Annotated in this window: 24 protein-coding genes and 1 pseudogene; 10 read left to right on the plus strand and 15 right to left on the minus strand. The window is 54.1% G+C overall.

Features of this window, described 5'->3' with window-relative positions; all coding sequences use genetic code 11:
• Positions 1–59 precede the first annotated feature (59 nt).
• The gene (locus GHN86_RS07830; RefSeq protein ID WP_153378563.1) at positions 60–545 is read right to left on the minus strand and encodes an FKBP-type peptidyl-prolyl cis-trans isomerase; all 486 of its coding nucleotides are present in this window, start codon (positions 543–545) and stop codon (positions 60–62) included.
• On the opposite strand from GHN86_RS07830, the gene GHN86_RS07835 reads away from it, so the two are divergent.
• The 3 genes from GHN86_RS07835 to GHN86_RS07845 all read left to right on the plus strand — a co-directional run bounded on the left by GHN86_RS07835 (position 514) and on the right by GHN86_RS07845 (position 3,911).
• Complete coding sequence (locus tag GHN86_RS07835; protein WP_153378562.1) at positions 514–852, plus strand: DUF3565 domain-containing protein; 339 nt, start codon at positions 514–516, stop codon at positions 850–852. The two genes, GHN86_RS07830 and GHN86_RS07835, sit on opposite strands and share 32 nt — an antisense overlap.
• Positions 853–914: 62 nt before the next feature.
• The gene (pta, locus tag GHN86_RS07840; protein WP_153378561.1) at positions 915–3,014 is read left to right on the plus strand and encodes a phosphate acetyltransferase; all 2,100 of its coding nucleotides are present in this window, start codon (positions 915–917) and stop codon (positions 3,012–3,014) included.
• Positions 3,015–3,911 (plus strand): acyltransferase, encoded by an 897-nt coding sequence (locus tag GHN86_RS07845; RefSeq protein WP_153378560.1) that lies wholly within the window; start codon positions 3,015–3,017, stop codon positions 3,909–3,911. It abuts the gene before it with no gap.
• Positions 3,912–3,985: 74 nt separating this feature from the next.
• On the opposite strand, the gene GHN86_RS07850 is transcribed toward GHN86_RS07845, so the two are convergent.
• Positions 3,986–4,687, minus strand: coding sequence for a cyclase family protein (locus GHN86_RS07850; protein ID WP_153386335.1), 702 nt, complete (start codon positions 4,685–4,687; stop codon positions 3,986–3,988).
• A 129-nt stretch (positions 4,688–4,816) separates the two neighbouring features.
• Between GHN86_RS07850 and GHN86_RS07855 the strand changes: the two are divergent.
• From GHN86_RS07855 to GHN86_RS07865, 3 genes and pseudogenes are all read left to right on the plus strand, one after another.
• A pseudogene (locus tag GHN86_RS07855) lies at positions 4,817–4,939 on the plus strand (IS630 family transposase); the annotation flags it as partial.
• A 422-nt stretch (positions 4,940–5,361) separates the two neighbouring features.
• Positions 5,362–7,455 carry a hypothetical protein gene (locus GHN86_RS07860; RefSeq protein ID WP_153386337.1) on the plus strand — a complete coding sequence of 698 codons (2,094 nt, stop codon included), beginning with the start codon at positions 5,362–5,364 and terminating at the stop codon, positions 7,453–7,455.
• A gap of 115 nt (positions 7,456–7,570) precedes the next feature.
• The gene (locus GHN86_RS07865; RefSeq protein ID WP_153386339.1) at positions 7,571–9,136 is read left to right on the plus strand and encodes a hypothetical protein; all 1,566 of its coding nucleotides are present in this window, start codon (positions 7,571–7,573) and stop codon (positions 9,134–9,136) included.
• Between the two features lie 333 nt (positions 9,137–9,469).
• Here GHN86_RS07865 and cysN read toward each other — a convergent pair whose 3' ends face one another.
• Together cysN and cysD are read right to left on the minus strand one after the other, a co-directional pair.
• Positions 9,470–11,368 (minus strand): sulfate adenylyltransferase subunit CysN, encoded by a 1,899-nt coding sequence (cysN, locus tag GHN86_RS07870; RefSeq protein WP_153378557.1) that lies wholly within the window; start codon positions 11,366–11,368, stop codon positions 9,470–9,472.
• Between the two features lie 9 nt (positions 11,369–11,377).
• Complete coding sequence (gene cysD, locus GHN86_RS07875) at positions 11,378–12,295, minus strand: sulfate adenylyltransferase subunit CysD (protein WP_153378556.1); 918 nt, start codon at positions 12,293–12,295, stop codon at positions 11,378–11,380.
• 471 nt (positions 12,296–12,766) lie between these two features.
• Here cysD and GHN86_RS07880 point away from each other — a divergent pair, with 471 nt between their 5' ends.
• Positions 12,767–13,240, plus strand: a complete 474-nt coding sequence (locus tag GHN86_RS07880) for a hypothetical protein (RefSeq protein WP_153386341.1) — start codon at positions 12,767–12,769, stop codon at positions 13,238–13,240.
• A 100-nt stretch (positions 13,241–13,340) separates the two neighbouring features.
• On the opposite strand, the gene GHN86_RS07885 is transcribed toward GHN86_RS07880, so the two are convergent.
• The gene (locus tag GHN86_RS07885) at positions 13,341–14,099 is read right to left on the minus strand and encodes a Nif3-like dinuclear metal center hexameric protein (RefSeq protein WP_153378554.1); all 759 of its coding nucleotides are present in this window, start codon (positions 14,097–14,099) and stop codon (positions 13,341–13,343) included.
• Between the two features lie 101 nt (positions 14,100–14,200).
• Here GHN86_RS07885 and algW point away from each other — a divergent pair, with 101 nt between their 5' ends.
• Complete coding sequence (gene algW, locus GHN86_RS07890; protein WP_153378553.1) at positions 14,201–15,358, plus strand: Do family serine endopeptidase AlgW; 1,158 nt, start codon at positions 14,201–14,203, stop codon at positions 15,356–15,358.
• Between the two features lie 189 nt (positions 15,359–15,547).
• On the opposite strand, the gene hisC is transcribed toward algW, so the two are convergent.
• The 10 genes from hisC to GHN86_RS07940 all read right to left on the minus strand — a co-directional run bounded on the left by hisC (position 15,548) and on the right by GHN86_RS07940 (position 23,595).
• Positions 15,548–16,600 carry a histidinol-phosphate transaminase gene (gene hisC, locus GHN86_RS07895; protein ID WP_153386343.1) on the minus strand — a complete coding sequence of 351 codons (1,053 nt, stop codon included), beginning with the start codon at positions 16,598–16,600 and terminating at the stop codon, positions 15,548–15,550.
• Between the two features lie 2 nt (positions 16,601–16,602).
• On the minus strand, positions 16,603–17,931 hold the full coding sequence (gene hisD / locus GHN86_RS07900; RefSeq protein WP_153386345.1) for a histidinol dehydrogenase: 1,329 nt from the start codon (positions 17,929–17,931) through the stop codon (positions 16,603–16,605).
• Between the two features lie 160 nt (positions 17,932–18,091).
• Complete coding sequence (hisG, locus tag GHN86_RS07905) at positions 18,092–18,727, minus strand: ATP phosphoribosyltransferase (protein ID WP_153386347.1); 636 nt, start codon at positions 18,725–18,727, stop codon at positions 18,092–18,094.
• A gap of 182 nt (positions 18,728–18,909) precedes the next feature.
• Entirely contained in the window at positions 18,910–20,175 is a 1,266-nt protein-coding gene (murA, locus tag GHN86_RS07910) for a UDP-N-acetylglucosamine 1-carboxyvinyltransferase (protein WP_153378546.1), read from the minus strand.
• 31 nt (positions 20,176–20,206) lie between these two features.
• Complete coding sequence (locus GHN86_RS07915; RefSeq protein WP_008070578.1) at positions 20,207–20,446, minus strand: BolA family protein; 240 nt, start codon at positions 20,444–20,446, stop codon at positions 20,207–20,209.
• 114 nt (positions 20,447–20,560) lie between these two features.
• Complete coding sequence (locus tag GHN86_RS07920; RefSeq protein ID WP_153386349.1) at positions 20,561–20,866, minus strand: STAS domain-containing protein; 306 nt, start codon at positions 20,864–20,866, stop codon at positions 20,561–20,563.
• On the minus strand, positions 20,863–21,510 hold the full coding sequence (locus GHN86_RS07925) for an MlaC/ttg2D family ABC transporter substrate-binding protein (protein WP_153378542.1): 648 nt from the start codon (positions 21,508–21,510) through the stop codon (positions 20,863–20,865). The genes GHN86_RS07920 and GHN86_RS07925 overlap by 4 nt, the downstream gene beginning before the upstream one ends.
• A gap of 11 nt (positions 21,511–21,521) precedes the next feature.
• The gene (gene mlaD, locus GHN86_RS07930) at positions 21,522–21,989 is read right to left on the minus strand and encodes an outer membrane lipid asymmetry maintenance protein MlaD (protein ID WP_153378541.1); all 468 of its coding nucleotides are present in this window, start codon (positions 21,987–21,989) and stop codon (positions 21,522–21,524) included.
• Positions 21,989–22,786, minus strand: coding sequence for a lipid asymmetry maintenance ABC transporter permease subunit MlaE (gene mlaE / locus GHN86_RS07935; RefSeq protein ID WP_122786404.1), 798 nt, complete (start codon positions 22,784–22,786; stop codon positions 21,989–21,991). Before mlaE ends, mlaD begins: the two co-directional genes overlap by 1 nt.
• Complete coding sequence (locus GHN86_RS07940; protein ID WP_153386351.1) at positions 22,786–23,595, minus strand: ATP-binding cassette domain-containing protein; 810 nt, start codon at positions 23,593–23,595, stop codon at positions 22,786–22,788. The genes mlaE and GHN86_RS07940 overlap by 1 nt, the downstream gene beginning before the upstream one ends.
• A gap of 295 nt (positions 23,596–23,890) precedes the next feature.
• Here GHN86_RS07940 and GHN86_RS07945 point away from each other — a divergent pair, with 295 nt between their 5' ends.
• Both GHN86_RS07945 and GHN86_RS07950 read left to right on the plus strand, forming a co-directional pair.
• Positions 23,891–24,865: a KpsF/GutQ family sugar-phosphate isomerase gene (locus tag GHN86_RS07945; protein ID WP_122786402.1), complete on the plus strand. Its 975-nt coding sequence runs from the start codon at positions 23,891–23,893 to the stop codon at positions 24,863–24,865.
• Complete coding sequence (locus GHN86_RS07950; RefSeq protein ID WP_153378539.1) at positions 24,865–25,389, plus strand: KdsC family phosphatase; 525 nt, start codon at positions 24,865–24,867, stop codon at positions 25,387–25,389. The genes GHN86_RS07945 and GHN86_RS07950 overlap by 1 nt, the downstream gene beginning before the upstream one ends.
• The last annotated feature ends 6 nt before the right edge of the window (positions 25,390–25,395 follow it).

A 25,395-nucleotide genomic window follows, 5' to 3' on the forward strand; every position in this document is an offset into this window, starting at 1 on the left:
AAAAGGCGCCCGTAGGCGCCTTTTTCTGGCTAGCTCGAAAATGAGCGTAGCAGCACTTATCAGTGCTGGTGACCGCCTTCACCGTGAACGTGGCCGTGGGCCTGTTCTTCTTCGCTGGCGTCACGTATAGCAACAACCTTGACTTTGAAGTTCAGACGCTGGCCTGCCAACGGGTGGTTGCCGTCTACAGTGACGTCGTCGCCGTCCAGATCACGGATGGTCACGATTTGCATTTGGCCGTCTGGCGCAGAAGCGTGGAACTGCATGCCCACTTCCAGTTGGTCAACGCCTTCGAACATGCTTTTGTTCAAAGTGCTGACCAGTTCAGCCGAGTATTCGCCGTAAGCGTCTTCCGGTTCAACGGTCACGTCCAGCTCATCGCCAACAGCCTTGCCTTCCAGTGCCTTTTCCAGACCTGGAATGATGTTACCTGCGCCTTGCAGGTAAACCAGTGGAGCACCGCCAGCAGAGCTGTCGATGACATCACCGGCGTCGTTGGTCAGGGTATATTCGATGGAGACTGCCTTGTTGGTGGCGATCGTCATGGGGCGAGACCTTTTGCAAAATAATAAAGAGTGCGCAAGTCTAACCAAGCAAACGCCCGAAAGCGAACACAACCAAGACCAACGGATAATTTTGAAAACATCAATGATCATTGGCTGGCGTCAGGACGAGGAGCAACATTGGGTTGCCATCCTTTCTTGCGGCCACACTCAGCATCATCGACACCAACCACCGTGGCAATCACGCCCTTGGGTACTTGACCCCGAACTACGACGTAAAAAAATAGGCCAGCCCTTTGACTGTGGCTGGTGTGCTCAAGCGGCAGATAGCGCTAATCTGCACCATTGACTCAGACACACGCCCTCCGTTTTAAAGGGATTGCCTGAGTACTGCCACGTCAGGAAGCTAGCATGCAAACTTTCTTTATCGCCCCCACTGACTTTGGTGTGGGCTTGACCTCTATCAGCCTTGGTCTCGTTCGCACACTGGAGCGCGCGGGTTTGAAAGTCGGTTTTTTCAAACCGATTGCTCAGCCTCATCCCGGTGATGTCGGCCCCGAGCGCTCGACCGAACTCGTGGCCCGCACCCACGGTCTCACACCGCCGACGCCATTGGGTTTGGCCCACGTGGAGCGAATGCTGGGGGATGGCCAACTGGATGAACTGCTCGAAGAAATCATCCGTCTTTATCAAGAGGCGGCCATTGGCAAAGATGTGCTGATCGTTGAAGGCATGGTGCCCACTCGCACTGCCAGTTATGCCGCACGCGTCAACTTGCACCTGGCCAAGAGCCTGGATGCCGAGGTGATTCTGGTCTCGGCCCCTGAAAATGAAGTGCTGACCGAACTGTCGGGTCGTGTTGAATTGCAGGCTCAGTTGTTTGGCGGCCCTAAAGACCCGAAGGTACTGGGTGTCATCCTCAACAAAGTGCGCACCGACGAAAGCATGGACGTGTTTGCTGCGCGACTTAAAGAGCATTCGCCCTTGCTGCGCAGTGGGGATTTCAGGCTGCTGGGCTGTATTCCGTACCAACCCGAACTCAATGCACCGCGCACCCGCGATGTGGCCGAATTGCTCGGTGCTCAGGTGCTGAACGCCGGAGACTACGAGACTCGGCGCATGTCCAAAATAATCCTGTGCGCGCGTACCGTGCTCAACACCCTGCAACTGCTTAAACCCGGCGTGCTGGTGGTAACCCCCGGCGATCGAGACGACATCATCCTCGCCGTTAGTCTGGCGGCGATGAACGGCGTTCCGCTGGCCGGCTTGCTGCTGACCAGCGGCACCACACCTGATCCACGGTTGATGGAGCTGTGCCGCGGAGCCTTACAAGCCGGACTGCCGGTGCTGTCGGTGAGCACGGGTTCTTATGACACGGCCAACCAGCTTAATCAGTTAAACAAGGAAATCCCCATTGATGACCGCGAACGGGCGCAGATCATCACCGATTTTGTCGCCAGCCATCTGGACGCCAACTGGCTTCATCAGCGCTGTGGCACTCCGCGGGAAATGCGCCTGACCCCGGCGGTATTCCGCTACCAACTGATACAGCGCGCCCAGCAAGCCAATAAACGGATCGTGCTACCCGAGGGCAATGAACCATTAACCGTACAAGCAGCGGCTATTTGTCATGCCCGTGGAATTGCTCGCTGTGTCTTGCTGGCAAAGCCCGATGACGTTCACGCGGTAGCCAAGGCGCATGGCTTCGAACTTCCTGAAGGTCTGGAGATTCTAGACCCGGACCTGATTCGCGAACGCTACGTTGAACCGATGGTGGCGCTGCGCAAGAGCAAAAGCATTAACGCACCAATGGCCGAGCAGCAACTGGAAGACCCGGTAGTGATCGGCACCATGATGCTGGCGCTGGACGAAGTCGACGGCTTGGTATCAGGCGTCGTGCACTCCACAGCCAACACCATTCGCCCGGCCTTGCAGCTGATCAAAACCGCGCCCGGCTGCACCCTGGTGTCCTCTGTGTTCTTTATGCTCTTCCCGGAGCAAGTACTGGTTTACGGCGACTGCATCATGAACCCGCACCCGTCAGCCACCGAGCTGGCCGAAATTGCCCTGCAAAGTGCCGACTCGGCTGCCGCGTTCGGGATCACCCCGCGCGTGGCCATGATCAGCTATTCCAGCGGCGATTCTGCCAGCGGTGAAGAGGTTGAAAAAGTGCGAGAAGCCACCTTGCTGGCCCATGAAGCGCAACATGCGTTGTTAATCGACGGCCCCTTGCAATACGACGCGGCCGCCAACGACAAGATCGCCCGACAACTGGCCCCTGACAGCCAAGTGGCAGGCCGGGCCACGGTGTTTGTTTTCCCTGACCTGAACACCGGCAATACCACGCTCAAGGCCGTGCAGCGCAGCGCCGATTGCGTCAGCCTGGGGCCAATGCTACAAGGCCTGCGTAAACCGGTGAATGATTTGCCCCGCGGCGCGCAAGTGGACGACATCGTCTACACCATCGCCCTTACGGCGATTCAAGCGGCCAACCGACCTATGGATGTGTAAATGCTGGATTCTCTGCCTGCGCCAGTTCGTGGCGTTATTGCATCGCTGTTGCTGGCGATCAACACCATCGTGTGTTGCACGCCGTTATTCATCGTGGCCATTTTCAAGCTGTGCCTGCCCTTCCCGGCCGCGCAGCGGGTAACTGACGAGTTGATGCGCCGTATTCACGAAGCGTGGGTCAGCAATAACTCGCGCTGGATGGACTTGATCCGTAAAACCCGTTGGCACGTCAAAGGCCTTGAAGGCCTGGACTACGAGCACTCCTACCTTGTGACCAGCAACCACCAGAGTTGGGTCGACATCATGGTGCTGCAATACGTACTCAACAAACGTATTCGCCCGTTGAAGTTTTTTCTCAAGCAAGAGTTGATTTGGGTGCCGGTTATTGGCTTGGCCTGGTGGGCACTGGGCTTCCCGTTTATGAAGCGCTACTCCAAGGCGTATCTGGCCAAGCACCCGGAAAAGAAAGGCGCCGATCTGGCGACCACGCGTAAAACCTGTGCCAAGTTTAAAAACCAGTCCGTGGCCATTTTCAACTTCGTCGAAGGCACGCGTTTTACCGAGGCTAAACACGCGCAACAGCAATCACCGTTTCGCTACCTGCTCAAGCCAAAGGCGGGTGGGATTGCCTTTGTGCTGGACGCGATGGGCGAACAACTGAAATCCATCGTTAACGTGACCATCCATTACCCTGGGGGGCGTCCTGGGTACTGGGATTTGTTGTGTGGCAATGTGAAGGACGTGGTTGTGGTATTTGAAGAACTGCATATCCCGCATGAGTTTTTGGGCAAAAACTACGACCAGGATGCCGAGTACCGATTAGCATTCCAAGGCTGGATCAATCGGCTTTGGGAAGACAAGGATCGTTTGTTGGAACAGTTGCATCGCGAATATTAGAAGCCCCCTCACCCTAGCCCTCTCCCAGAGGGAGAGGGGACTGGATTGCGGTGACACTCAAACCTGATCACCTGTCAGGGCACAAACGCCAACACACTGACTGGTGAACCGGAACCAGCCTCCAATCGCAGTATGCCGATAACTAGGGTGCTCCCTTTTGGAGGCAGTTGGTCTAGCCGGGTAAGGCACTCAAGGATGATGCCCGCCTTGGCCAACACCAAATGGTTACTGGCAAAGGTGGTGTCCTGGCCTGGATCAACGCCGTGAGTATCAATTCCGATACCTGCTATTTGACGCTCATCCAACAAAAACTGTGCAGCCCTGGCCCCTACCCCGGGGAAATGCAGACCGTGCTCGTCCTCATTAATGAACTGCTCGGGATCGTGCCAGAGCCGTTGCCAGCCGGTATAAAAGACGACGATTGACCCCGCCTCAATTCGGCCATGTACTTGCTCCCAGCCCATGACATCCTCAACGGTGATCACATAGTCAGCGTTTTCCAGCACCTTGTCTTGCACATCAATCACAACCGCAGGCCGCACCAATGACTCAGGGCAATAGCCATCTATAGCAATGCCATCCGGATAAAACGTATTCGGCGCATTCATATGCGTTGCGCTGTGTTCGCCCATGCTGAAACGGCGAAGGTAATAACCATCCTGCTCTTGTGACGCCACTACTTCAAATGACACAGCGGGGTCGTCAGGCCACAAGGGAATGGATGGGGTAATGACGTGGCTGAGATCGATGATTTGGCTGTAATTGATGCAGGTCATACAGGCTCTCTTTCAGGTCGTTGCAAGGCAAAAAAGCATTCTGGAGAGAGCGGGTCTTTGTGCCAAGGGTTGAATTGTCTGCATATTTAAACAGCTCACAGCCTTCGCTCCTTCCACAGCACTACGGGGCAGCACCGACATCATGGATGGTTGGGTTTTCTCAACAAAATCAATCGCGAAACGCCAAAATCGCATCAGCTGATTTGGGTCGTTGACATCTACGCGACCCACACATATCCGAAAGTGAAGGCATGACTGGGAGCAGAATCAATAGTTTTGCTACGGCAATCTATAACTCTTGCTCAAATTAAAACGCGATAACTTTCCAGAGTTCCGAGTCTTTTTTTATTAATACGTCCTGGCCGATTTATGCCGACTGAATTCGAAAGATTCTTATATCAATGGGTTAGCCTTGTTTTTTGAACTCAATTATATACTGCACAACACAATGATCATAATCAATCTTTTGTCCAGTGTAAAAGTTGACAGCTTTTCGGATTGAGGTGTTTAGCATTTAATTTATTTGAAGAGACTACCCAGCCAATCTCTGTGATTAATCCCTCAGAAGATGCTCGCACGGCAATGTTTGACGAGATAGATCTGTAGTTCGGAGAGTAGTTGTATTGGGTTAAGGGCACGATGGGTGGAAGCCCTCCATTTTTGGAGTCAATAGCATGTCATTTAAAACGCAAAAAAAACGTCCTTCCGGTTTGCGGGTTAATAGCATAAGTGGTTATCCGCTGCCCTTCATTGACGATGTATCTATTAACGGAGGACTCAATTACCTCGCATTGAAAGCCGACCCAACCCTTGAGGTGATAGTCAATTGCGGCCCCTTCTTGCCGGCAGTGACCGGAGATCGTATTGATTTGTATTGGAAAGGCAGTGATGGCATTGAACGGAAAGTTGCATCTCGAACCTTTAATGTTGGGGAAATTATGGCGTCCTTCCCCATTCCTGTTGCTGTGGCGTTGCAGGCACAAGAAGGGCCCGGAGAAATTCGTTACACCTACACGGATTCGGCTGCCACTTACCCTGCAGAACCGCTGGAATGCCTCATAAAAACCACGGTGCCCGGTAATCCCTACAGCGCCCCCAATCTGCCGGAGACCTTCTACATCAACGAAGCCATGCTGGCACCGACCGTCGTCCCATTAGCAATTGATCAAGAGAACGTAGGATTCGGCGCGACAGTCACCATTGCTGCTTGGACCAACATGTTTGAGGGGGACATTCTCACCCTTAACTGGGGTGGTTACACCATCAAACAGCCGGCTCTGAGCGACACTCAACCCGGTCAACCGTTAGTCATCAAGGTCTCTGAAGAGGATATACGCGCGGCTGGCAACTCAGCAGAGGTGCAGGTCAGTTATGAGATTCGTGACCTGGTAAACAATTGGTCGCTGAACTCACCTGCCACACTGGTAGACGTCAACACCGACCTGAACTTGCTTGATGCGCCAGATGTGATTGATGTCGATGCAGGCAAACTGGACTTCGACGCCTTAGAAGGCAAAGTCAGCATTACCATCATTGAAACACCGGCTCCGACATTCTCTGTATGTGATGCGGTCACCCTCTATTGGAAAGGCACCAACGCACAAGGCGCCGCGATTGAGAAAAGCTACGAACTGGGCGTGACCAGTACAACCGGCAGGCTTCAATTCAAAGTGCCCAACGCGGACGTTGCACTGTTTATCGGCGGTTCTGTGACCTCGGTGTCTTACACCTTGGCGTCAAGTTTTACAGGTGAGCTGGAGGTTTCCCGCAGCCTTATGTTTGCCGTGATCGGCACTCAGTTAAACTTGCCTGCCCCCCAACTGGAGAACGGTTTGGTGGGCGGTGTATTTGAGCCTGTCACCTTGCCGAGTACCGGTGCCCTCATTTCCCTGCCGCCTTATCCGGGCATGGCGGCAGACGACCGCATTATTCTTTCTTGGAAGGGCCTGAACAGCAAAGGTGAGCCACTGCACGGCAGTGATGACCAGACATTGGAAGATTCTGATGTCGGCACAACCTTTATTTTTACCATTGACAAAAGTGAATTATTACTTTTAGGTGACGCAACTAAACTTACCTTCTTTTACATCGTTATCTTTGCCCTCAGCGAGGGATTACGCTCTTCAGCGCCAGTCACCTATGACGTTAAACAAAGGGCACTAATAAAACCAAACGTCCCGCTGGCCTATGGTGCCGATCTTGACAGATTGAACTTCGACGATATGTATAACGATATATTCCTTGCTGTCGAAGTCCCGTATTCCACTCACATGCTCCCAGATGACAAAGTTAGGCTTACGTGGGAAGGAAGTGTTATTTATCACAGTGACACAATAACCATTAATGAGCCTGACACCTTAACATTCACGATCCCCCGACTTGAAGTTATCGATATAATTGGTCGGTCGGCCCGCATTACCTACACACTTTACCATCTTGACAAAACAGCGTACGAATCCGACGAATTGATATTACATTTAGATGCATACCCTATTGACTTGCCCGCCCCCCGAATTAACGATCTCAAAGTAACTGTGTATTATCCTGATATTACAGATGGCGATAAAGGCCGCGTTCGATGGTCAGGCGTAGTGGTTCATGACACCCAAGAGCAATATCTCGAAGCTGGCAGAGTTGAGGAATTCAATATACCCAGCGCTTGGTTTTCCGAGAGCGAAGGAACAGCGGTACTTATTAACTACAGCGTATTAACAGATAGGGATAGCGAACGACTTATGTTCTCACGCGTATTGAGAATCAATCTATAGCCAACCTAAACAACTTTCAACGTCCTGGCGAGCGCCCTGCTTAAGGCTGTTCGCAGACAGTCATAATTGCCGTGGCTGACTGCGTACACCCTTTAACAAAACCAAGGATTAAAAAATGACCATTGCCAAGTTAATTTTCAATACAACGCTCAAAACCTTCTCATTGACGACTCTCCTATTTGTCGCACTCGCTGGCTGCGCATTAAAAGCACCTCCCTTTGATATAAACATGGCCCCTTACAGTGCGCGCGAACTGAAGGGTGAGAATACAGCCCGTCACTTAACGGATCGCTACAACAATACAGTCTCTAACTGCGGCACGTCCAGCGCCGCGGCGTTCCAGTGCTCCGGTGTGATATTGAGAGGTACTTCAGGAGTATCAACAGAGTATCACTCCTGGAACCCAAGCCCTGCTTCCGTCAAAAGCGGCGGCATTTCTTTCTCCTACTTACGCGCCGACTCTAAATATGACAAATTAGCATACGGTTACAACAATGGCTTTATTTTTTACCCAAAGGAATATGTTCCCGAGGGCAAAATTAATGTCCCTGTACTCTGTTCATTCCCCATTGATGCAGGTACCAGTGCTCGACCCGACAAACAAGGATGCGATTTTCACACTGCATTCCCGACTAACAGCCAAGAGTGCCAAAGCCAAGGTATCACTACTGCTTCCCAATGGATGAGTCATTATACTTCTGTCCCTACAGATCGACGGAGTCACGAATGTGGCTTTAATGTAAGATCAGGATTGGCCAATCAAGCCGACGCGTTCAATGCCAGCTTGCAGGGCATGGCCTTGAACGCGGCAGAATCCTTTAGTACGCAAAACGAATTACGTTTGGCGACGTGGGACCAAGACATTGGTAACTCTCTACCTATAGAAGCCTTTTTTTATCTAAATGACGGACTGGCAGATGCTCAATTTGAACAAAGAGATTTCTATGATGTCACTGGAATTACAGCACCCATTATATTTATTACACTGCCAAGTTCCCCTGAGAAAAATGCAACTTTTGAATATCGAGAATCGGATCAAATCGAATTCCCCACCGACGATAAAATAAAACCATCGGTTCTCGAAACGTATAATATCGAGGGTGATCACCTGCGTATGAGTGATATTTATGATGCCACCCATATCACCGTGGAAATACCAGAATACGAAGGAATCAACGGCGGCAAAGATACAATTCGAGTGTACTGGACTGGCAGAGTTAACTACATCAGCAGCATTATCACGGCCGCAAATCCTCCCGCAAAAACAGAGATTTTAATACCCCGCTCTGAGGTGATTGATAATATTGGGAGGTCCGTGAATGTAAAGTATTCAGTCAAAGAAAACGGAATCGGAGACACCAAAGAATCTGCCAGTTTGATTTTATACATCGACCCACAAGCTGTTGATCCATTGCCGCCCCCTACCTATTCCGATTCAACTGTATCCACGAACTATGCTGGAGAAACAGGCGATACTATTAAACTTCGCTGGGCAGGTACAACCACCCATGACACGGCAACCCAAAACGTGATCCCTGGGAAACCCAATACGTTCTCAATCCCCAGCGACTGGCTAGCCGAGAACGCTGGAAAAGAGGTCTTAATCAATTACTCAATTAAGCGGAACAGCACCGGGAGTAATTTAATGTTTTCACAGATACTGCGGATGACCATGCCGTAATCCAAGGTTAACAAGGGTTTACCTACAACTATTTCGAGCTGGCTGAATATTGGCTTAACAGACTGTTCGAAAACTACCTCTGCAGAGGTTCGTCCGGTATCAAACTTGGTTCGATCTATCAGAATGAGGTGATTACTTGTGGATCAGACGTATAGTCGTCGACACAGTGATTTACCAACCCTTAAATTTTCAGCACGATTGGATTGAATAAAGCTCCCAGCCTTCGTTCCTAGACAGCGAATACGGGACACACCCGCAAAAAAGCCCACCACCGATCTCTCAGTGGCGGGCTTTTGCTTGTCGTTTAAAGCAAAACGCTTACGGCTGCCTTTTTCAAATCGCGCCGCGTTGACGCAACAAATCCAGCACCAATTTCACACTTTCATCGAGTGACAACGATTGCGTGTTAACCACCAGATCGGCATTTAACGGCACATCATACGGGAAGGACTCACCCGGAATATTGTCACCGCCCGCCGCGTATAAGCCCTGCGGATCGCGCTCGGCGCACACGGCTGGCGAAGCCTGAACATACACCGTCAGCAGTCGGTCATCACCAATCAGCGCTTTAGCCTGTTCGCGACCTTCAGCATCCGGCGCCACAAACGCAGCCAGCGTCAGCAGGCCTGCTTCGTTGAACTGGCGCGCCACATGCGCAGCACGACGCCAGTTTTCAGTCCGCCCTGCACGGTCCTGCGGCAAACCCTTGTTCAGGTCATGGCGCAAGTTCTGGCCATCGAGCACAAACACCGCTCGGCCCATGTCGAACAACTTGCGCTCAACCGCATACGCCAGCGTACTTTTACCCGCGCCCGACAAGCCGCTGAACAAGACCGTTGCCGGTTGTTGGCCAAAGCGCTGAGCGCGCTCTTCTGTGGTCACGTGGGCCAGGTCGCCGTGATGGCTGGCACCGCCATGACTCAATGGCTGAGCGATGATCATGCCAGCGCCTACCGTGCCATTGGTCAGGCGGTCGATGATGATGAACGAACCCGTGGTGCGATTGCTGTCATAACCATCCAGGGCAATCGGAGCATCCAGGCTGATCTTGACCTTGCCGATTTCGTTCAGCTGCAAAGCGCTGGCGGGCCCTTCTTCCAGGGTGTTCACGTCCACTTTGTTGACGATACTGGCGATCGAGCCCGGTACGTAGCTTGTCGCACGTTTGATGTCGTATTTCTTGCCTGGCAACATGGGTTCTTCAGCCATCCACACCAACATGGCTTCAAAACTGTCGGTCACCACGGGCACGTTGTCGGCATGCACCAACAGATCACCACGGGAGATGTCGATCTCGTCTTCCATGGTCAGGGTAATCGCCTGACCCGGCCCCGCATGCTCCAGCTCACCTTCAAAGGTGACAATGGATTTGACCCGGCTGCTTTTGCCTGAAGGCAGCACGACAACTTCGTCGCCCTTGCGCACGATACCGCTGGCCAAGGTGCCAGCAAAACCACGGAAATTCAGGTTCGGGCGGTTCACGTATTGCACCGGGAAACGCAAGTCGGTGAGGTTGCGGTCAGCCGCCACTTCGACGGTTTCAAGAATTTCCATCAGTGACTGGCCGGTGTACCAGGGCGAACGCTCGCTCTTGTTCACCACGTTGTCGCCTTTGAGGGCCGACATCGGCACAAAGTGCAGGCTGGTGGGCTTGAGTTTCAAACCTTCTGCGAACTTCAGGTAATCGGCCTTGATCGACTCGAATACGCCTTCGTCGAAGCCCTTGAGGTCCATTTTGTTGATGGCCACAACGATATGCTTGATACCCAGCAAAGACGCAATAAAGCTGTGACGACGGGTTTGGGTCTGCACGCCGTAACGGGCATCTACCAGAATGATCGCCAGATCACAGGTCGACGCACCGGTGGCCATGTTGCGGGTGTACTGCTCATGGCCGGGGGTGTCGGCAATGATGAATTTGCGTTTGGCGGTGGAAAAGTAGCGATACGCCACGTCGATGGTGATGCCCTGCTCGCGCTCTGCTTGCAGGCCGTCTACCAACAGCGCAAGGTCGATATCATCGCCCGTGGTGCCGCTTTTCTTCGAGTCACGGGTGATCGCTTCCAGATGGTCTTCATAGATCATCTTGGAGTCGTGCAGCAGGCGCCCGATCAGGGTGCTCTTGCCGTCATCGACATTGCCGCAGGTCAGAAAACGCAGCATTTCCTTGCGTTCGTGCTGGCCCAGGTAGGCGAGGATGTCCTCGCTGATCAAATCAGATACGTGCGACATGACAACCCCTTAGAAATAACCCTGACGTTTTTTATCTTCCATTGAGCCGGCACCATCGTGATCGATGACTCGGCCCTGGCGCTCGGAAGTTCGCGTCAGGAGCATTTCCTGAATGATGTCGGTCAGGGTTTCAGCCTCTGACTCCACCGCACCGGTCAGCGGGTAGCAACCTAGCGTACGGAAACGGACCTTCTTTTTGACGATGCGAGACTTGTCTTCGTCAGACAGGTGCTCAAGGATGCGCTCGTCATCAATCATGATCAGCGTGCCGTTTTTCTCGATGACGTCGCGTTCAGCCGCGAAGTACAGCGGCACAATCGGGATGCCTTCCAGGTAGATGTACTGCCAGATGTCGAGTTCGGTCCAGTTCGACAGCGGGAATACGCGGATCGACTCGCCCTTATTAACGTTGCCGTTATAAACGTTCCACAGCTCAGGACGCTGGTTTTTCGGGTCCCAACGGTGCTTGCTGTCGCGGAAGGAATACACGCGCTCTTTGGCACGCGACTTCTCTTCGTCACGGCGGGCACCACCAAAGGCAGCATCAAAACCATACTTGTCCAGAGCCTGCTTCAGGCCCTCGGTTTTCATGATGTCGGTGTGCTTGGCACTGCCGTGAGTGAAGGGATTGATGTCCTGCGCCACGCCATCGGGGTTGACGTGAGTGATCAGATCCAGGCCCAGCTCTGCGACCATCTTGTCGCGAAAGCTGTACATCTCCTGGAATTTCCAGCGAGTGTCGACATGCATCACCGGAAACGGCAGCTTGCCGGGGAAAAATGCCTTGCGGGCAAGGTGCAGCATCACGGCGGAATCTTTACCGATCGAGTACAGCATCACCGGGTTATCGAACTCGGCGGCCACCTCGCGGATGATGTGGATGCTTTCCGCCTCCAGCTGTTTAAGGTGCGTCAGTTTGTCGACCATGGCTACTCACGAAAGCTATCTTATGAACGGCCTGCGGGCCGTGTTCGAGGGGCGAATCCTAGCACAGCACCTTCTTATATTGAGGGCGCCAACTAGATCGAAACGGTCTAAGAATAGATCGGTGGGTTTGGCCCCACGGCGTCTCCCGCACACCGTGTGACGCCTTTTTTTCTTACTTCACTCTCAGCGTGATGCACTCGGACACATTCCTTTCCCACCCCTTACCCACTCTGTAATTTCTTTATTTAAGTACCTACTCCAATTAGTTCAGCCAGTAGATTGTTTTTTGAGTAGTGCGGATTATAAGCCTTGCGTGCTTCACCCGATCGGTCATCACAGTATTGTCATTTTCTAATGACTCGACTGCATGATTGGACCGTTCCCTAACTATGTAACATTCGCAATTTTTGAAGCCGTAAAAAATCACCTTAAGCCACAGGGATTGAGGCAATAATACTTTTCGAGACCATTATGATTAATACATTATCTAAAACTGTACTTGTTGCACATTTGGCACTTGCTCTTTCCGCTCATGCTTCCATGGCCAATGCCTCTGATACGAAAAACAATACCCAGGTAAGATTCGATGGACGTGCGACCACCGCTGAGTGCAGGGCTGGTGACTTTCAAGGCTGGGTTGAACTTTCTGCGTTTCGCCACGACAACATCGTCGGGTACATGGTGAATAAGTACAAGATTTTGTACAGCGGAAAATCCGACAATGAAACTCTGGGACATAAGGCTAATATCAATGCCTTTGCCTCATCGCAAACTTCCCAAACCGTACACTCTCCTGACGCAATGAAACAAGATAACAACTGGCGTCAGCTCGGCCTGACGGGACTCGCTGTAGCCAATGCTCAAGGGACAATAACTGGAAACGTAGAATTCATATTCGACAGAAGCAATGGAAGCGATCCTAAGTGCAATATCTTCATCATGTGACACTGTTGGATCGTCAATAAACGACCACTAAACGCGAAGGGAAACAGATTGAAATTCGACGCTGTAGATTTTCAATCTGTCATCTTTGAACAGCTTCAAATTAAATCGGGTTCGGGCAGTCTATAAAAAGATGTTCAAGGGCAAAACGTCGGGCCAGATAGTCACCCAATGCCTGCACACCATAACGCTCGGTGGCGTGGTGCCCGGCGGCAATAAAGCTGATGTCGTTTTCTCGCGCGCTGTGAAAGGTTTGTTCAGAGGCTTCACCACTCAGGTACAAATCGACCCCCGCCAGCACCGCTTGATCGATGTACCCCTGCCCGCCCCCTGTGCACCAGCCCACCCGGCGAATCATTTCACTGCCTTCAATCACCAGCGGCTCACGCCCCAGTGCTTCTTGCACCTTGCGGGCAAAATCACGGGCAGTCATGGGCTCAGCCAGTGAGCCTACGAGCCCAACTACCTTGGCATTTGTCGGGTCCAGCGGGCCTTCGACCGTGATGTCCAACTGGCGCGCCAACTGCACGTTATTGCCCACCTCGGGATGCACGTCGAGGGGAAGGTGATACGCCAGCAGACTGATGTCGTGTTTAAGCAAGGTTTTCAATCGACGCTGCTTCATGCCGGTGACGCACGGGTCTTCGCCCTTCCAGAAATAACCGTGATGCACCAACACCAGATCCGCCTGGGCTTCAACGGCTGCATCGAGCAGCGCCTGACTGGCCGTCACGCCGCTGACGATTCGCATCACCTGAGGGCGCCCTTCGACTTGCAGGCCGTTGGGGCAATAATCACTGATTGCCGCGCAGTTCAGGTAACGATTTGCTTCTTCTACCAGCGTGCTCAGGGCTACAGCCATAAAAGACTCCTAAATATAGCGTTCAGAGCCGTGCGGCCCTCGTATAATGGCCGCCATTATGGGCCGTCGAGATGGCTCTGCAACCTTCAGGACTGAGTTCAATGTTTAAGGCTTTGCGTTTTTTTGGCTGGCCACTACTGGCTGGCGTGCTTATCGCGATGCTGATTATTCAGCGTTACCCGCAGTGGGTCGGGCTGCCGAGCCTTGACGTCAACCTGCAACAAGCGCCACAAACCAATTATGTGCAACAGGGTCCCGTCACCTATGCCGACGCCGTGACCCGTGCAGCACCCGCCGTGGCCAACCTGTACACCACTAAGGTGGTGAACAAAAACGCCCGGCCCTTGTTTGAAGACCCGCAGTTCCGGCACTTCTTCGGCGACAACGCGCCCAAGCAAAAGCGCATGGAATCGAGCCTCGGCTCGGCAGTGCTGATGAGCCCAGAAGGCTATCTGCTCACCAATAACCACGTGGTCACTGGTGCGGATCAAATTGTGGTAGCCCTCAAGGATGGTCGGGAAACCCTGGCCAGGGTGATTGGTAGTGACCCGGAAACTGACCTTGCGGTGCTCAAGATCGACCTGAAGAACCTGCCATCGATCACCATCGGTCGTTCGGACACCCTACGTATCGGCGATATTGCCCTGGCCATCGGTAACCCGTTCGGGGTTGGCCAAACCACCACCATGGGCATCATCAGCGCCACAGGCCGCAATCAATTGGGCTTGAACAACTACGAAGATTTTATCCAGACCGACGCTGCCATTAACCCCGGTAACTCAGGCGGTGCGCTGGTGGATGCCAATGGCAATCTGACCGGGATCAACACGGCCATTTTCTCCAAATCAGGCGGATCACAGGGTATTGGCTTTGCGATTCCGATCAACCTGGCCATGGAAGTCATGAAGGCCATCATTGAGCACGGGCAAGTGATTCGTGGCTGGTTGGGGATTGAAGTGCAGCCGTTGACGGCGGATCTGGCCGAATCGTTTGGTTTGAGCGGCCGCCCGGGGATTGTAGTGGCGGGTATTTTCCGTGATGGCCCGGCGCAGAAAGCGGGACTGCAATTGGGCGATGTGATTTTGAGCATTGATGGCGCACCGGCAAGCGACGGGCGCCGCTCAATGAATCAGGTGGCTCGAATCAAGCCATCGGACAAAATCTCGATTCAGGTCATGCGCAATGGCAAAGAGTTGAAGTTGACCGCTGAAGTAGGCCTGCGTCCACCGCAAGAGCAGCCGCCGCAGAAAGACAAGTAAGCAGGCCAACCCTCACCCCCAACCCTCTCCCAGAGGGAGAGGGGGCTTGATGGGTGTCGTAACGTAAATCTTCTTATGACTTTAGTCCCCTCTCCCTCTGGGAGAGGGAGCTGGATGGGTGTCGTCACGTAAATCTGCTTTTGACTTAGTCCCCTCTCCCTCTGGGAGAGGGTTAGGGTGAGGGCGCGATTACAGCGCTGACAACCCTTCAATCAACGCCGCATTCTGCTCCGGCGTCCCAATGCTGATACGCAAGAACTGCGCAATACGCAGTTGCTTGAAGTGACGCACGATCACACCCTGCCCCCGCAACTTCGCAGCCAGCGCCGCGGCATCATGCTCCGGATGACGAGCAAAGATAAAGTTGGCTGCCGACGGCAACACCTCAAAACCCAACGCCTGCAACTGACCTACAACATGCTCGCGGCTCTCAATAACCCGTTGGCACGTCTGCTCAAAATACTCACGGTCGGCAAACGCTGCCGCCGCACCGGCAATCGCGATGCGATCCAGCGGGTAGGAGTTGAAGCTGTTCTTGATCCGTTCCAACGCTTCAATCAGATCAGGGTGCCCAACTGCCAGCCCCACTCGCAGCCCGGCCAACGAACGCGACTTGGACAAGGTTTGTGTCACCAGCAAGTTCGGGTAACGATCCACCAGGCCGATGGCCGTCTCCCCTCCAAAGTCGATGTAGGCTTCATCCACCACGACCACAGAGTCTGGATTAGCCACCAGAATCTGCTCAATGGCTTCCAACGCCAACAAGCAACCCGTCGGCGCGTTGGGGTTGGGAAAAATGATCCCGCCATTGGCTTTGGCATAGTCCGCAGGCTGAATCTGGAACTGCTCATCCAGCGGCACCGCATCAAATTCAATGCCGTACAAACCACAGTAAACCGGATAAAAGCTGTAGCTGATGTCGGGAAACAACAGCGGTTTGTCGTGCTGGAACAATCCGTTAAACACATGGGCCAGCACTTCGTCAGACCCGTTCCCCAGAAACACCTGATCGGTCTGTACGCCGTAATACTCAGCCACCGCCTGCTTGAGCAAGTCGCTGTTGGGGTCCGGGTATAAACGCAGGTCGTCGTTGATCTCGGCCTGCATCGCGGCCAACGCTTTAGGCGAAGGCCCGTAAGGGTTTTCGTTGGTGTTGAGTTTGACCAGTTTGGTCAACTTCGGTTGTTCACCCGGCACATAAGGCACCAGTTCTTTAACGAACGGACTCCAGAATTTACTCATGCTTATTGCCCCTGCTCGGTGTCAGCCATGATTCGGTATTCAGCGCTGCGGGCATGCCCGGTCAGCGATTCGCCACGCGCCAGAATTGAGGCGGTTTTACCCAGCTCCGATGCGCCTTGTTCGGAGCAGAAGATGATAGACGAGCGTTTCTGGAAGTCGTACACGCCCAGCGGCGAGGAGAAGCGTGCAGTGCCAGATGTCGGGAGTACATGGTTAGGCCCGGCGCAATAATCCCCCAAAGCTTCAGAGGTGTGACGACCCATAAAGATGGCGCCCGCATGGCGAATTTGCGGCAACCAGGCTTGCGGGTCAGCCACTGAAAGTTCCAGATGCTCCGGCGCGATGCGGTTGGACACGTCAATCGCTTGCTGCATGTCCTTCACCAGAATCAACGCGCCGCGGCCTTTGATCGAGGTTTCGATAATCTCGGCACGTTCCATGGTCGGCAGCAGCTTGGCAATACTGGCCGCAACTTTGTCGAGGAACTCGGCATCCGGGCTGACCAGAATAGCTTGCGCATCTTCGTCATGCTCGGCTTGAGAAAATAGGTCCATGGCGATCCAGTCCGGATCAGTCTGACCGTCACACACCACCAGAATTTCCGATGGCCCGGCAATCATGTCGATCCCCACTTGGCCGAATACGTGGCGCTTGGCTGTGGCCACATAGATATTGCCCGGGCCAACCACTTTGTCGACTTTGGGTACGCTTTCGGTGCCGTACGCCAGTGCAGCAACCGCTTGGGCACCGCCGATGGTGAACACCCGATCAACCCCGGCGATGCACGCCGCCGCCAATACCAGCTCGTTGAGTTCACCGCGCGGTGTTGGAACAACCATGACCACTTCAGTGACACCGGCCACTTTGGCCGGAATGGCGTTCATCAATACCGAGGACGGATATGAGGCTTTACCACCCGGCACGTAAAGGCCCGCACGGTCCAGCGGCGTGACTTTCTGGCCCAGCACCGTGCCATCGGCTTCGGTGTAGCTCCAGGAATCCTGCTTCTGTTTTTCGTGATAGCTGCGTACGCGCTGAGCCGCTTTTTCCAAGGCTTCACGCTGAGGCACAGTGATGCGGGTCAAGGCGAGTTCCAGACGCTCACGCGGCAGGATCAAGTCCGCCATTGAGTTAACAGTCAACCCGTCAAAGCGCTGAGTAAATTCAACCAGCGCCGCGTCTCCACGCTCGCGCACCGCTTTGATAATGTCGAGTACGCGCTGATTGACCGAGTCGTCTGACACACTTTCCCAGCTCAGCAGATGATCCAGATGCTGCGCGAAATCCGGGTCAGCAGCGTTGAGTCGGCGAATTGCAGTGGGAGCGGTCATAGCGAGGGCCTCGGTAATGGGCGTTTGCTGGGAATGGTTTTTTGCAAGGATCAGGCACGGCAAGACTACCAAGCCATCCGCGTGGGTACCTGAAATTTCTGGTTATTACGCGGATAGATGGGCGCGACATCAGGGATCAGCCCCTTGTCGCGCAAGTGCGTCAGCTGCGGTGTCGCGACTCCACTGCTTTGCGCAGGGTGTCGATCAGGGCTTGAATACGGGCGTGCTGCATTTTCATCGAAGCCTTGTTAACCACCAGACGGGAGCTGATGGCGGCAATGAATTCCTGGGGTTCCAGGCCATTGGCGCGCAAGGTGTTGCCGGTATCGACCACGTCGATGATTTTGTCGGCCAGGCCAATCAAAGGCGCCAGTTCCATCGAGCCATACAGCTTGATGATGTCGACCTGACGGCCTTGTTCGGCGTAATAGCGCTTGGCAACATTGACGAATTTGGTGGCAATGCGCAGGCGGCCTTTAGGCTCAGCAACACCGATGGCGCCGGCGGTCATCAGCTTGCACTGGGCAATCTGAAGGTCGAGTGGCTCGTAAAGGCCCTGGCCGCCGTATTCCATCAGCACGTCTTTACCGGCCACACCGAGGTCGGCAGCACCATGTTCAACGTAAGTCGGCACATCGGTGGCACGTACGATCAGCAGGCGGACGTCTGGCTGTGAGGTCGGGATGATCAACTTGCGGCTTTTGTCCGGATTCTCGGTCGGCACAATGCCCGCTTCAGCCAGAAGCGGCAGGGTGTCGTCAAGGATACGGCCCTTGGACAGTGCAATGGTCAACATGGGAAACGTAAGTCCTTATCAGGGTACTTTTGCCCGTGCGCAATCGGCGCCGGACAAGCTTCGAGCCTGATGATCAGGCTCGACTTGAACGATTCAAGGCCAGGCAAGATAACGCGTGAGCGCCATTACGTCACCTGGCGGCTGGACACGATCCGTGTGCCCATGAGGCCAAACGCCAAAAACTAGCCCGGAACGCGGCGAATTTTGGCACCCAGCATTTGCAGTTTTTCTTCGATGCACTCGTAACCACGGTCTATGTGGTAGATGCGGTCGATCAGGGTGTCGCCTTCTGCAACCAGTGCCGAAATGACCAGGCTGGCCGAAGCACGCAGGTCCGTGGCCATCACTGGCGCGCCTTTCAGCGTTTCAGTACCGGTTACGATGGCGGTATTGCCTTCAACCTGAATTTTGGCGCCCATGCGGTGCAGTTCATACACGTGCATGAAACGGTTTTCAAAGATGGTCTCGATCACTGCACCCGTGCCTTCGGCAATGGCGTTGAGCGAGATGAACTGCGCTTGCATGTCAGTCGGGAATGCCGGGTACGGAGCCGTACGCACATTCACCGCTTTAGGGCGCTTGCCGTGCATGTTCAGTTCGATCCAGTCTTCACCGGTGGTGACTTCTGCACCCGCCTCCTTGAGTTTTTCAAGGACGGCTTCAAGGATGGTCGGATCGGTGTCCTTGACCTTAACGCGGCCACCGGTCACGGCAGCAGCCACCAGATAAGTACCAGTTTCAATACGGTCCGGCATTACGCGGTAAGTGGCAGGATGCAGCTCTTTAACGCCATCGATGATGATGGTGTCAGTGCCAGCACCGCTGACCTTGGCGCCCATGGCGTTAAGGAAGTTGGCAAGGTCGACGACTTCAGGCTCGCGAGCAGAGTTCTGCAATACACTGCGGCCATTGGCCAGTGCTGCAGCCATCATGATGTTTTCGGTACCGGTCACGCTCACGGTATCGAAGAAGAAGTTGGCACCGTTCAAGCCGCCTTCAGGCGCCTTGGCCTTGATGTAGCCGCCTTCAACATCAATCACCGCGCCCATGGCTTCAAGACCGCGGATGTGCAGGTCGACCGGACGCGAACCAATGGCGCAACCGCCTGGCAATGCAACTTCGGCGTAACCGAAGCGAGCAACCATCGGGCCCAACACCAGAATCGACGCACGCATGGTTTTAACCAGTTCGTACGGCGCAACCAGGGTTTTGATGGTGTTCGGGTTGATTTCGACGCTGAGCTTTTCATCAATCACCGGCTCAATGCCCATGCGACCGAACAGCTCGATCATGGTGGTGATGTCATGCAAATGCGGCAGGTTGGCAACGGTGACCGGGCCATTACACAGCAAGGTCGCTGCCAGGATAGGCAGAGCAGAGTTCTTCGCACCGGAAATACGGATTTCGCCATCAAGACGGGCACCGCCGGTAATAATCAATTTATCCATAACAATCTCGACGCCAATGGGCTCAGGGGGCTCAGGTGCGCTCGGCCCAGGCCGCGCTGCTGAAGAATTTCATAGTGACCGCGTGGATGCTGCCATCAGCAATCCAAGGGTTCAAATGGGCATAGATGCTTTGTTGACGTTTAACCGGGCTCAAGGCCGCCAGTTCGTCACTAATCACGTTCAGCTGAAAGTTGCAGCCTTCGCCCTCAACTTCTACCTGGATTCCAGGCAGCTTTCCCTCAAGAAAGCTCTTCACTTCTACGGCCTGCATGCTCAACCTCAATCGGCGCCTAACGCGCGCGGGTCGGCCATCATACAAAAAAGCCCCGCGCCTGCGAACCCCACTTAGCAGGACTCTGACGGGGGGCTTTGCTGTATATGGCGATTAATGGTGTGCCAACAACTCGGTCAAACCCGAAACCTGAGCGATTTCGCGCATGTCTTCGGGTAATCCACGAATGCTTAATGACTTGTTCTGGGCGTCTGCGTCCCGGATAAAACACAACAGCAGCGATAAACCCACGCTGCTGGACTTGCTGACCGCAGAGCAATCCACCACCAAGGCTTTGGCCAGTGCTTTTTTGATCAACGCCTGACCTTCCTTGCGCAAACGAGGACCGGTCTGATAGTCGAGCACGCCACTGAGGCGCAATTCGCTTTCGCCGGCCAGGGTGATGGCGGCGTCACTCATTGGCTCAACTTCTCATCGGTTTTTTCCTTGGCTTTGGCGACTTCGCCCGCCCAGTTATCGATGGTCTTGTCCAGATTGTTGCCGTTACGGCTCATGGCATCAGCGAACTGATCGCGGAACAACTTGCCGATGTTGATACCGTTGATGATGACGTTACGCACCTTCCACTCGCCATTTACCTTATTAAGGGTATAGGACAACGGGTAGATAGCGCCCTTCTCACCTTTCACGGTCATATCAACGCTGGTGCGATCGCCACTTTCATCCTTGGCAGGAGAAACAGTGATGCCTTCGTTCTTGAACTCAAGCAAGGCGTTGCCATAAAACTGCATCAGGCTGCGCTTGAAGTTCTCTTGAAAGCGCTGCATTTGCGCAGGGGTGGCGTTACGCGAATATTTAACGGTCATGATGCTTCGCGAAATACCGTCAACATCCACAACCGGGCCAACGATGTTATTCAGCGCATCGTAAAACTTGGCAGGACTTTGCTTGTATTGCTCTTTATTAGCCGCCAGGTCGGCCAGCAGCCGGGTGGTCGTATCAGAAACGATGTCATGGGCAGACTGGCCCGGTGCGGCGTTAGCCATCATCGGCAGAGCGGCTGCCAGAATGACCAGCAGGCCACGGCGCAAGAGAGAGATCATCTAAAAGCTCCTTATTTGGCTTCTTTGCTAACGGTATTCATCAGGAATTTGCCGATCAGATCTTCGAGCACCAACGACGACTGGGTGTCATGAATGGTGCCGCCATTTTTTAGCAGGGTGTCATCGCCACCGACGCTGATCCCGATGTATTTCTCGCCCAGCAGACCCGCCGTGAGAATAGACGCTGTCGAGTCGGTCGGCAGGTTATCGACGCTCTTGTCGATTTGTAAGGTCACGCGGGCCGTGAAGTTGTCACGGTCCAGGTCGATCGCAGTGACCTTACCGATGGTCACGCCGGCCATAGTGACCTTGGCGCGCACGGTCAGACCGGCGATGTTGTCAAAGTAAGCGTAGAGCTTGTAGGTGTCGGTGCTGGCCGTCGGAGACAGTCCACTGACCCGCAGGGCAAGCAACAATAAAGCCAGGATGCCAGCCAGCAAAAACAGGCCGACACCGATTTCCATGGTGCGGTTTTGCATCAGAAGTCTCCAAACATCAAGGCAGTCAAAATAAAGTCCAGCCCGAGGACTGCCAGCGAGGCATACACCACGGTCTTGGTAGTGGCACGGCTGATCCCCTCTGAGGTGGGCTCACAGTCATAACCTTGGAACACAGCAATCCAGGTCACCACAAAAGCAAACACGATGCTTTTGATGATCCCGTTAAGCACGTCACCACTGAAGGTCACGCTGTTTTGCATGTTTGCCCAGTAGGAGCCGTCATAAACGCCCAACCAGTCGACCGCCACCCACGAACCGCCCCAGATCCCGACCACGCTGAAAATCATTGCCAGCAGCGGCAGAGAAATAAAACCGGCCCACAAGCGAGGCGCAATGATGTACTTGAGCGGGTCCACACCGATCATTTCGAGGCTGGACAGTTGCTCGCTGGATTTCATGTTGCCGATTTCAGCGGTCAGGGCTGAACCCGCCCGCCCAGCAAACAACAGCGCAGTCACCACCGGCCCCAGCTCACGCAAAAGGGTCAGGGCAACCATTTGCCCGACAGCCTGCTCGGAGCCATAGCTGGACAAAATGCTGAAACCTTGCAGGGCCAACACCATGCCGATGAACACCCCGGACACGACGATAATGACCAGCGACATGACGCCAACAGAGTGCAGTTGCTTGAGCAATAGCCCAAACATGCCACCGATGCCACCACGTCCCAGCAAGGCATGAAACAGAAATATCACCGAACGCCCCAGGACTGAGACCATATCGATCCCGGCCCGGCCAAATAATGCGATGCGGTCCATTATTGAATGCTTGCGCATCATCGCTTCCCCAGTAAATCGGTTCGGTAGTCCGACGCCGGAAAGTGAAACGGAACAGGACCGTCCGGGTCGCCGTTCATAAATTGACGAATACGCGGATTATCGGCATTCATCAGTTCTTCTGGCGTGCCCTGCCCCAGTACCTGACCATCGCCCACCACATAGAGATAGTCAGCAATACTCGCGGTTTCAGCCAAATCGTGCGAAACAACAATACTGGTGATACCTAGCGCATCATTGAGCAAGCGTATCAGCCGGACCAGAACACCCATTGCGATGGGATCCTGCCCGACAAACGGTTCGTCATACATCAGGATTTGCGGGTCAAGGGCAATGGCCCTCGCCAGGGCAACCCGGCGCTTCATTCCGCCAGACAACTCGTCCGGCATCAAATTGATGGCGCCACGCAGCCCCACGGCCTGCAACTTGAGCAGCACGATGTCGCGAATCATTTCTTCAGGCAAATGGGTATGAACACGTAGCGGAAAGGCCACGTTTTCAAAGACGTCGAGATCGGTGAACAACGCACCGCTTTGGAACAAAACGCCCATGTGCTTTCGCGCATCAAACAGATCACTGCGCGACAGCGTCGGCAGATTCTGACAATTGACCCACACTTCGCCGCTGCTGGGACGCAGTTGCATCCCCATCAAACGCAAAAGGGTAGTCTTGCCACAGCCCGAAGGCCCCATGATCCCCGTGACCTTGCCACGCGGGATCAAAATATCGACATTATTGAAGATGCTGCGCGTGCCGCGCTTGAAGGACACTCCCTTCAGCTCGACCGCGTAGGCGTTATCAGCGCTCATCTAAACTCCTTGCGATGCAGCCTCTGCCTCTCACTCGGACACCCGGCTCCTTAAGTAAAAAGAAGCGTGCTCCCTGAGCGGGCCGAACTGGCGGCGAACTATACCACTGCTCTTACTGACCGCCCAAGGCCGAAGGAGTGCCCTGTAAGCATCCAGACAGCGAAATTAATCCGCTAGAGCAGCCAGACCTTTACCTCTTTACAAGCGCAGACTACAAACTACGACGATCGCGCGTGAGTGATCAGCACATAACCGCTATAATCTTTGCCTTTTCTCAGGCTACCCGACTTCAAACATGAGCCAATCCAGCGACCTGATTCAATCTGCCCAACGCACCATCCGCCTCGAGCTGGAAGCTGTAGAAGGCTTGCTGACCCACATCGACGCTGATTTCGTAAGCGCTTGCGAGATGATTCTTGCAAGTAAAGGCCGTGTAGTTGTTGTCGGCATGGGCAAATCCGGGCACATCGGCAATAAAATTGCCGCGACCCTGGCCAGTACCGGCACCACGGCTTTTTTTGTCCATCCGGCTGAGGCCAGTCATGGCGACATGGGCATGATTACCCGCGACGACATTATCCTCGCGCTGTCCAATTCCGGATCGACCGCTGAAATCGTGACCTTGCTGCCCCTGATCAAGCGCCTGGGCATTAAATTGATCAGCATGACCGGCAATCCCGAGTCGCCATTGGCCAAAGCTGCCGACGTCAGTCTGGATGCCCGCGTGGCACAGGAGGCTTGCCCACTCAATCTGGCGCCCACCTCCTCGACCACTGCGGCATTGGTGCTGGGCGACGCATTGGCCATAGCATTGCTTGAAGCTCGCGGTTTCACCGCCGAAGACTTTGCTTTTTCACATCCTGGCGGCGCTCTGGGTCGGCGTTTGCTGCTGAAAGTCGAGAACGTAATGCACTCGGGTGATGAATTGCCGCATGTGGTACGCGGCACTCTGCTCAAAGATGCGTTGATGGAAATGACCCATAAAGGCCTCGGCATGACCGTGGTAATAGAAGAAGATGGCCGCCTGGCCGGGATCTTCACCGACGGTGACTTGCGCCGCACGCTGGATCGGGAAATCGATATTCGCAATGCCATTATCGACACGGTCATGACCCCACATGGCAAAACGGCACGAGCCGACATGCTCGCCGCTGAAGCCCTGAAGATCATGGAAGACCATAAAATCAGCGCGCTGGTGGTTGTCGACAAGGAAGACCGCCCGGTAGGCGCCTTGAACATGCACGACTTGCTGCGCGCAGGAGTGATGTAATGACCCAGGAACTGCTTAAACGCGGCAAAGATATCAAGCTTGCCGTCTTCGACGTCGATGGCGTGCTGACGGATGGGCGACTGTACTTCCTTGAAGACGGCAGCGAATTCAAGTCTTTCAGCACCCTTGATGGCCAGGGCATTAAAATGCTGATGGCGGCGGGCGTACAAACAGCAATTATCAGCGGTCGCAAGACCCCTGCAGTTGAGCGTCGTGCGCAAAACCTGGGCATTCCTCATCTGTATCAGGGCCGCGAAGACAAATTAGTGGTTTTGGACGAGCTTCTCGGCCAACTCAACCTAAGCTATGAACAGGTTGCTTATTTGGGCGATGACCTCCCTGACCTGCCGGTTATCCGCCGCGTAGGTTTGGGCATGGCGGTCGCCAATGCAGCAAGTTTTGTTCGCCAGCACGCCCATGGCGTCACTCAGGCGCGAGGTGGCGAAGGTGCTGCACGCGAATTTTGCGAGCTGATTCTGCGTGCCCAAGGCCGCCTTGATGCTGCCCTCGCCGCCTACCTATAGAGCTTT

Origin of the sequence: Pseudomonas helleri, assembly GCF_009600315.1 — a bacterium.
GTDB lineage: Bacteria > Pseudomonadota > Gammaproteobacteria > Pseudomonadales > Pseudomonadaceae > Aquipseudomonas > Aquipseudomonas helleri_A.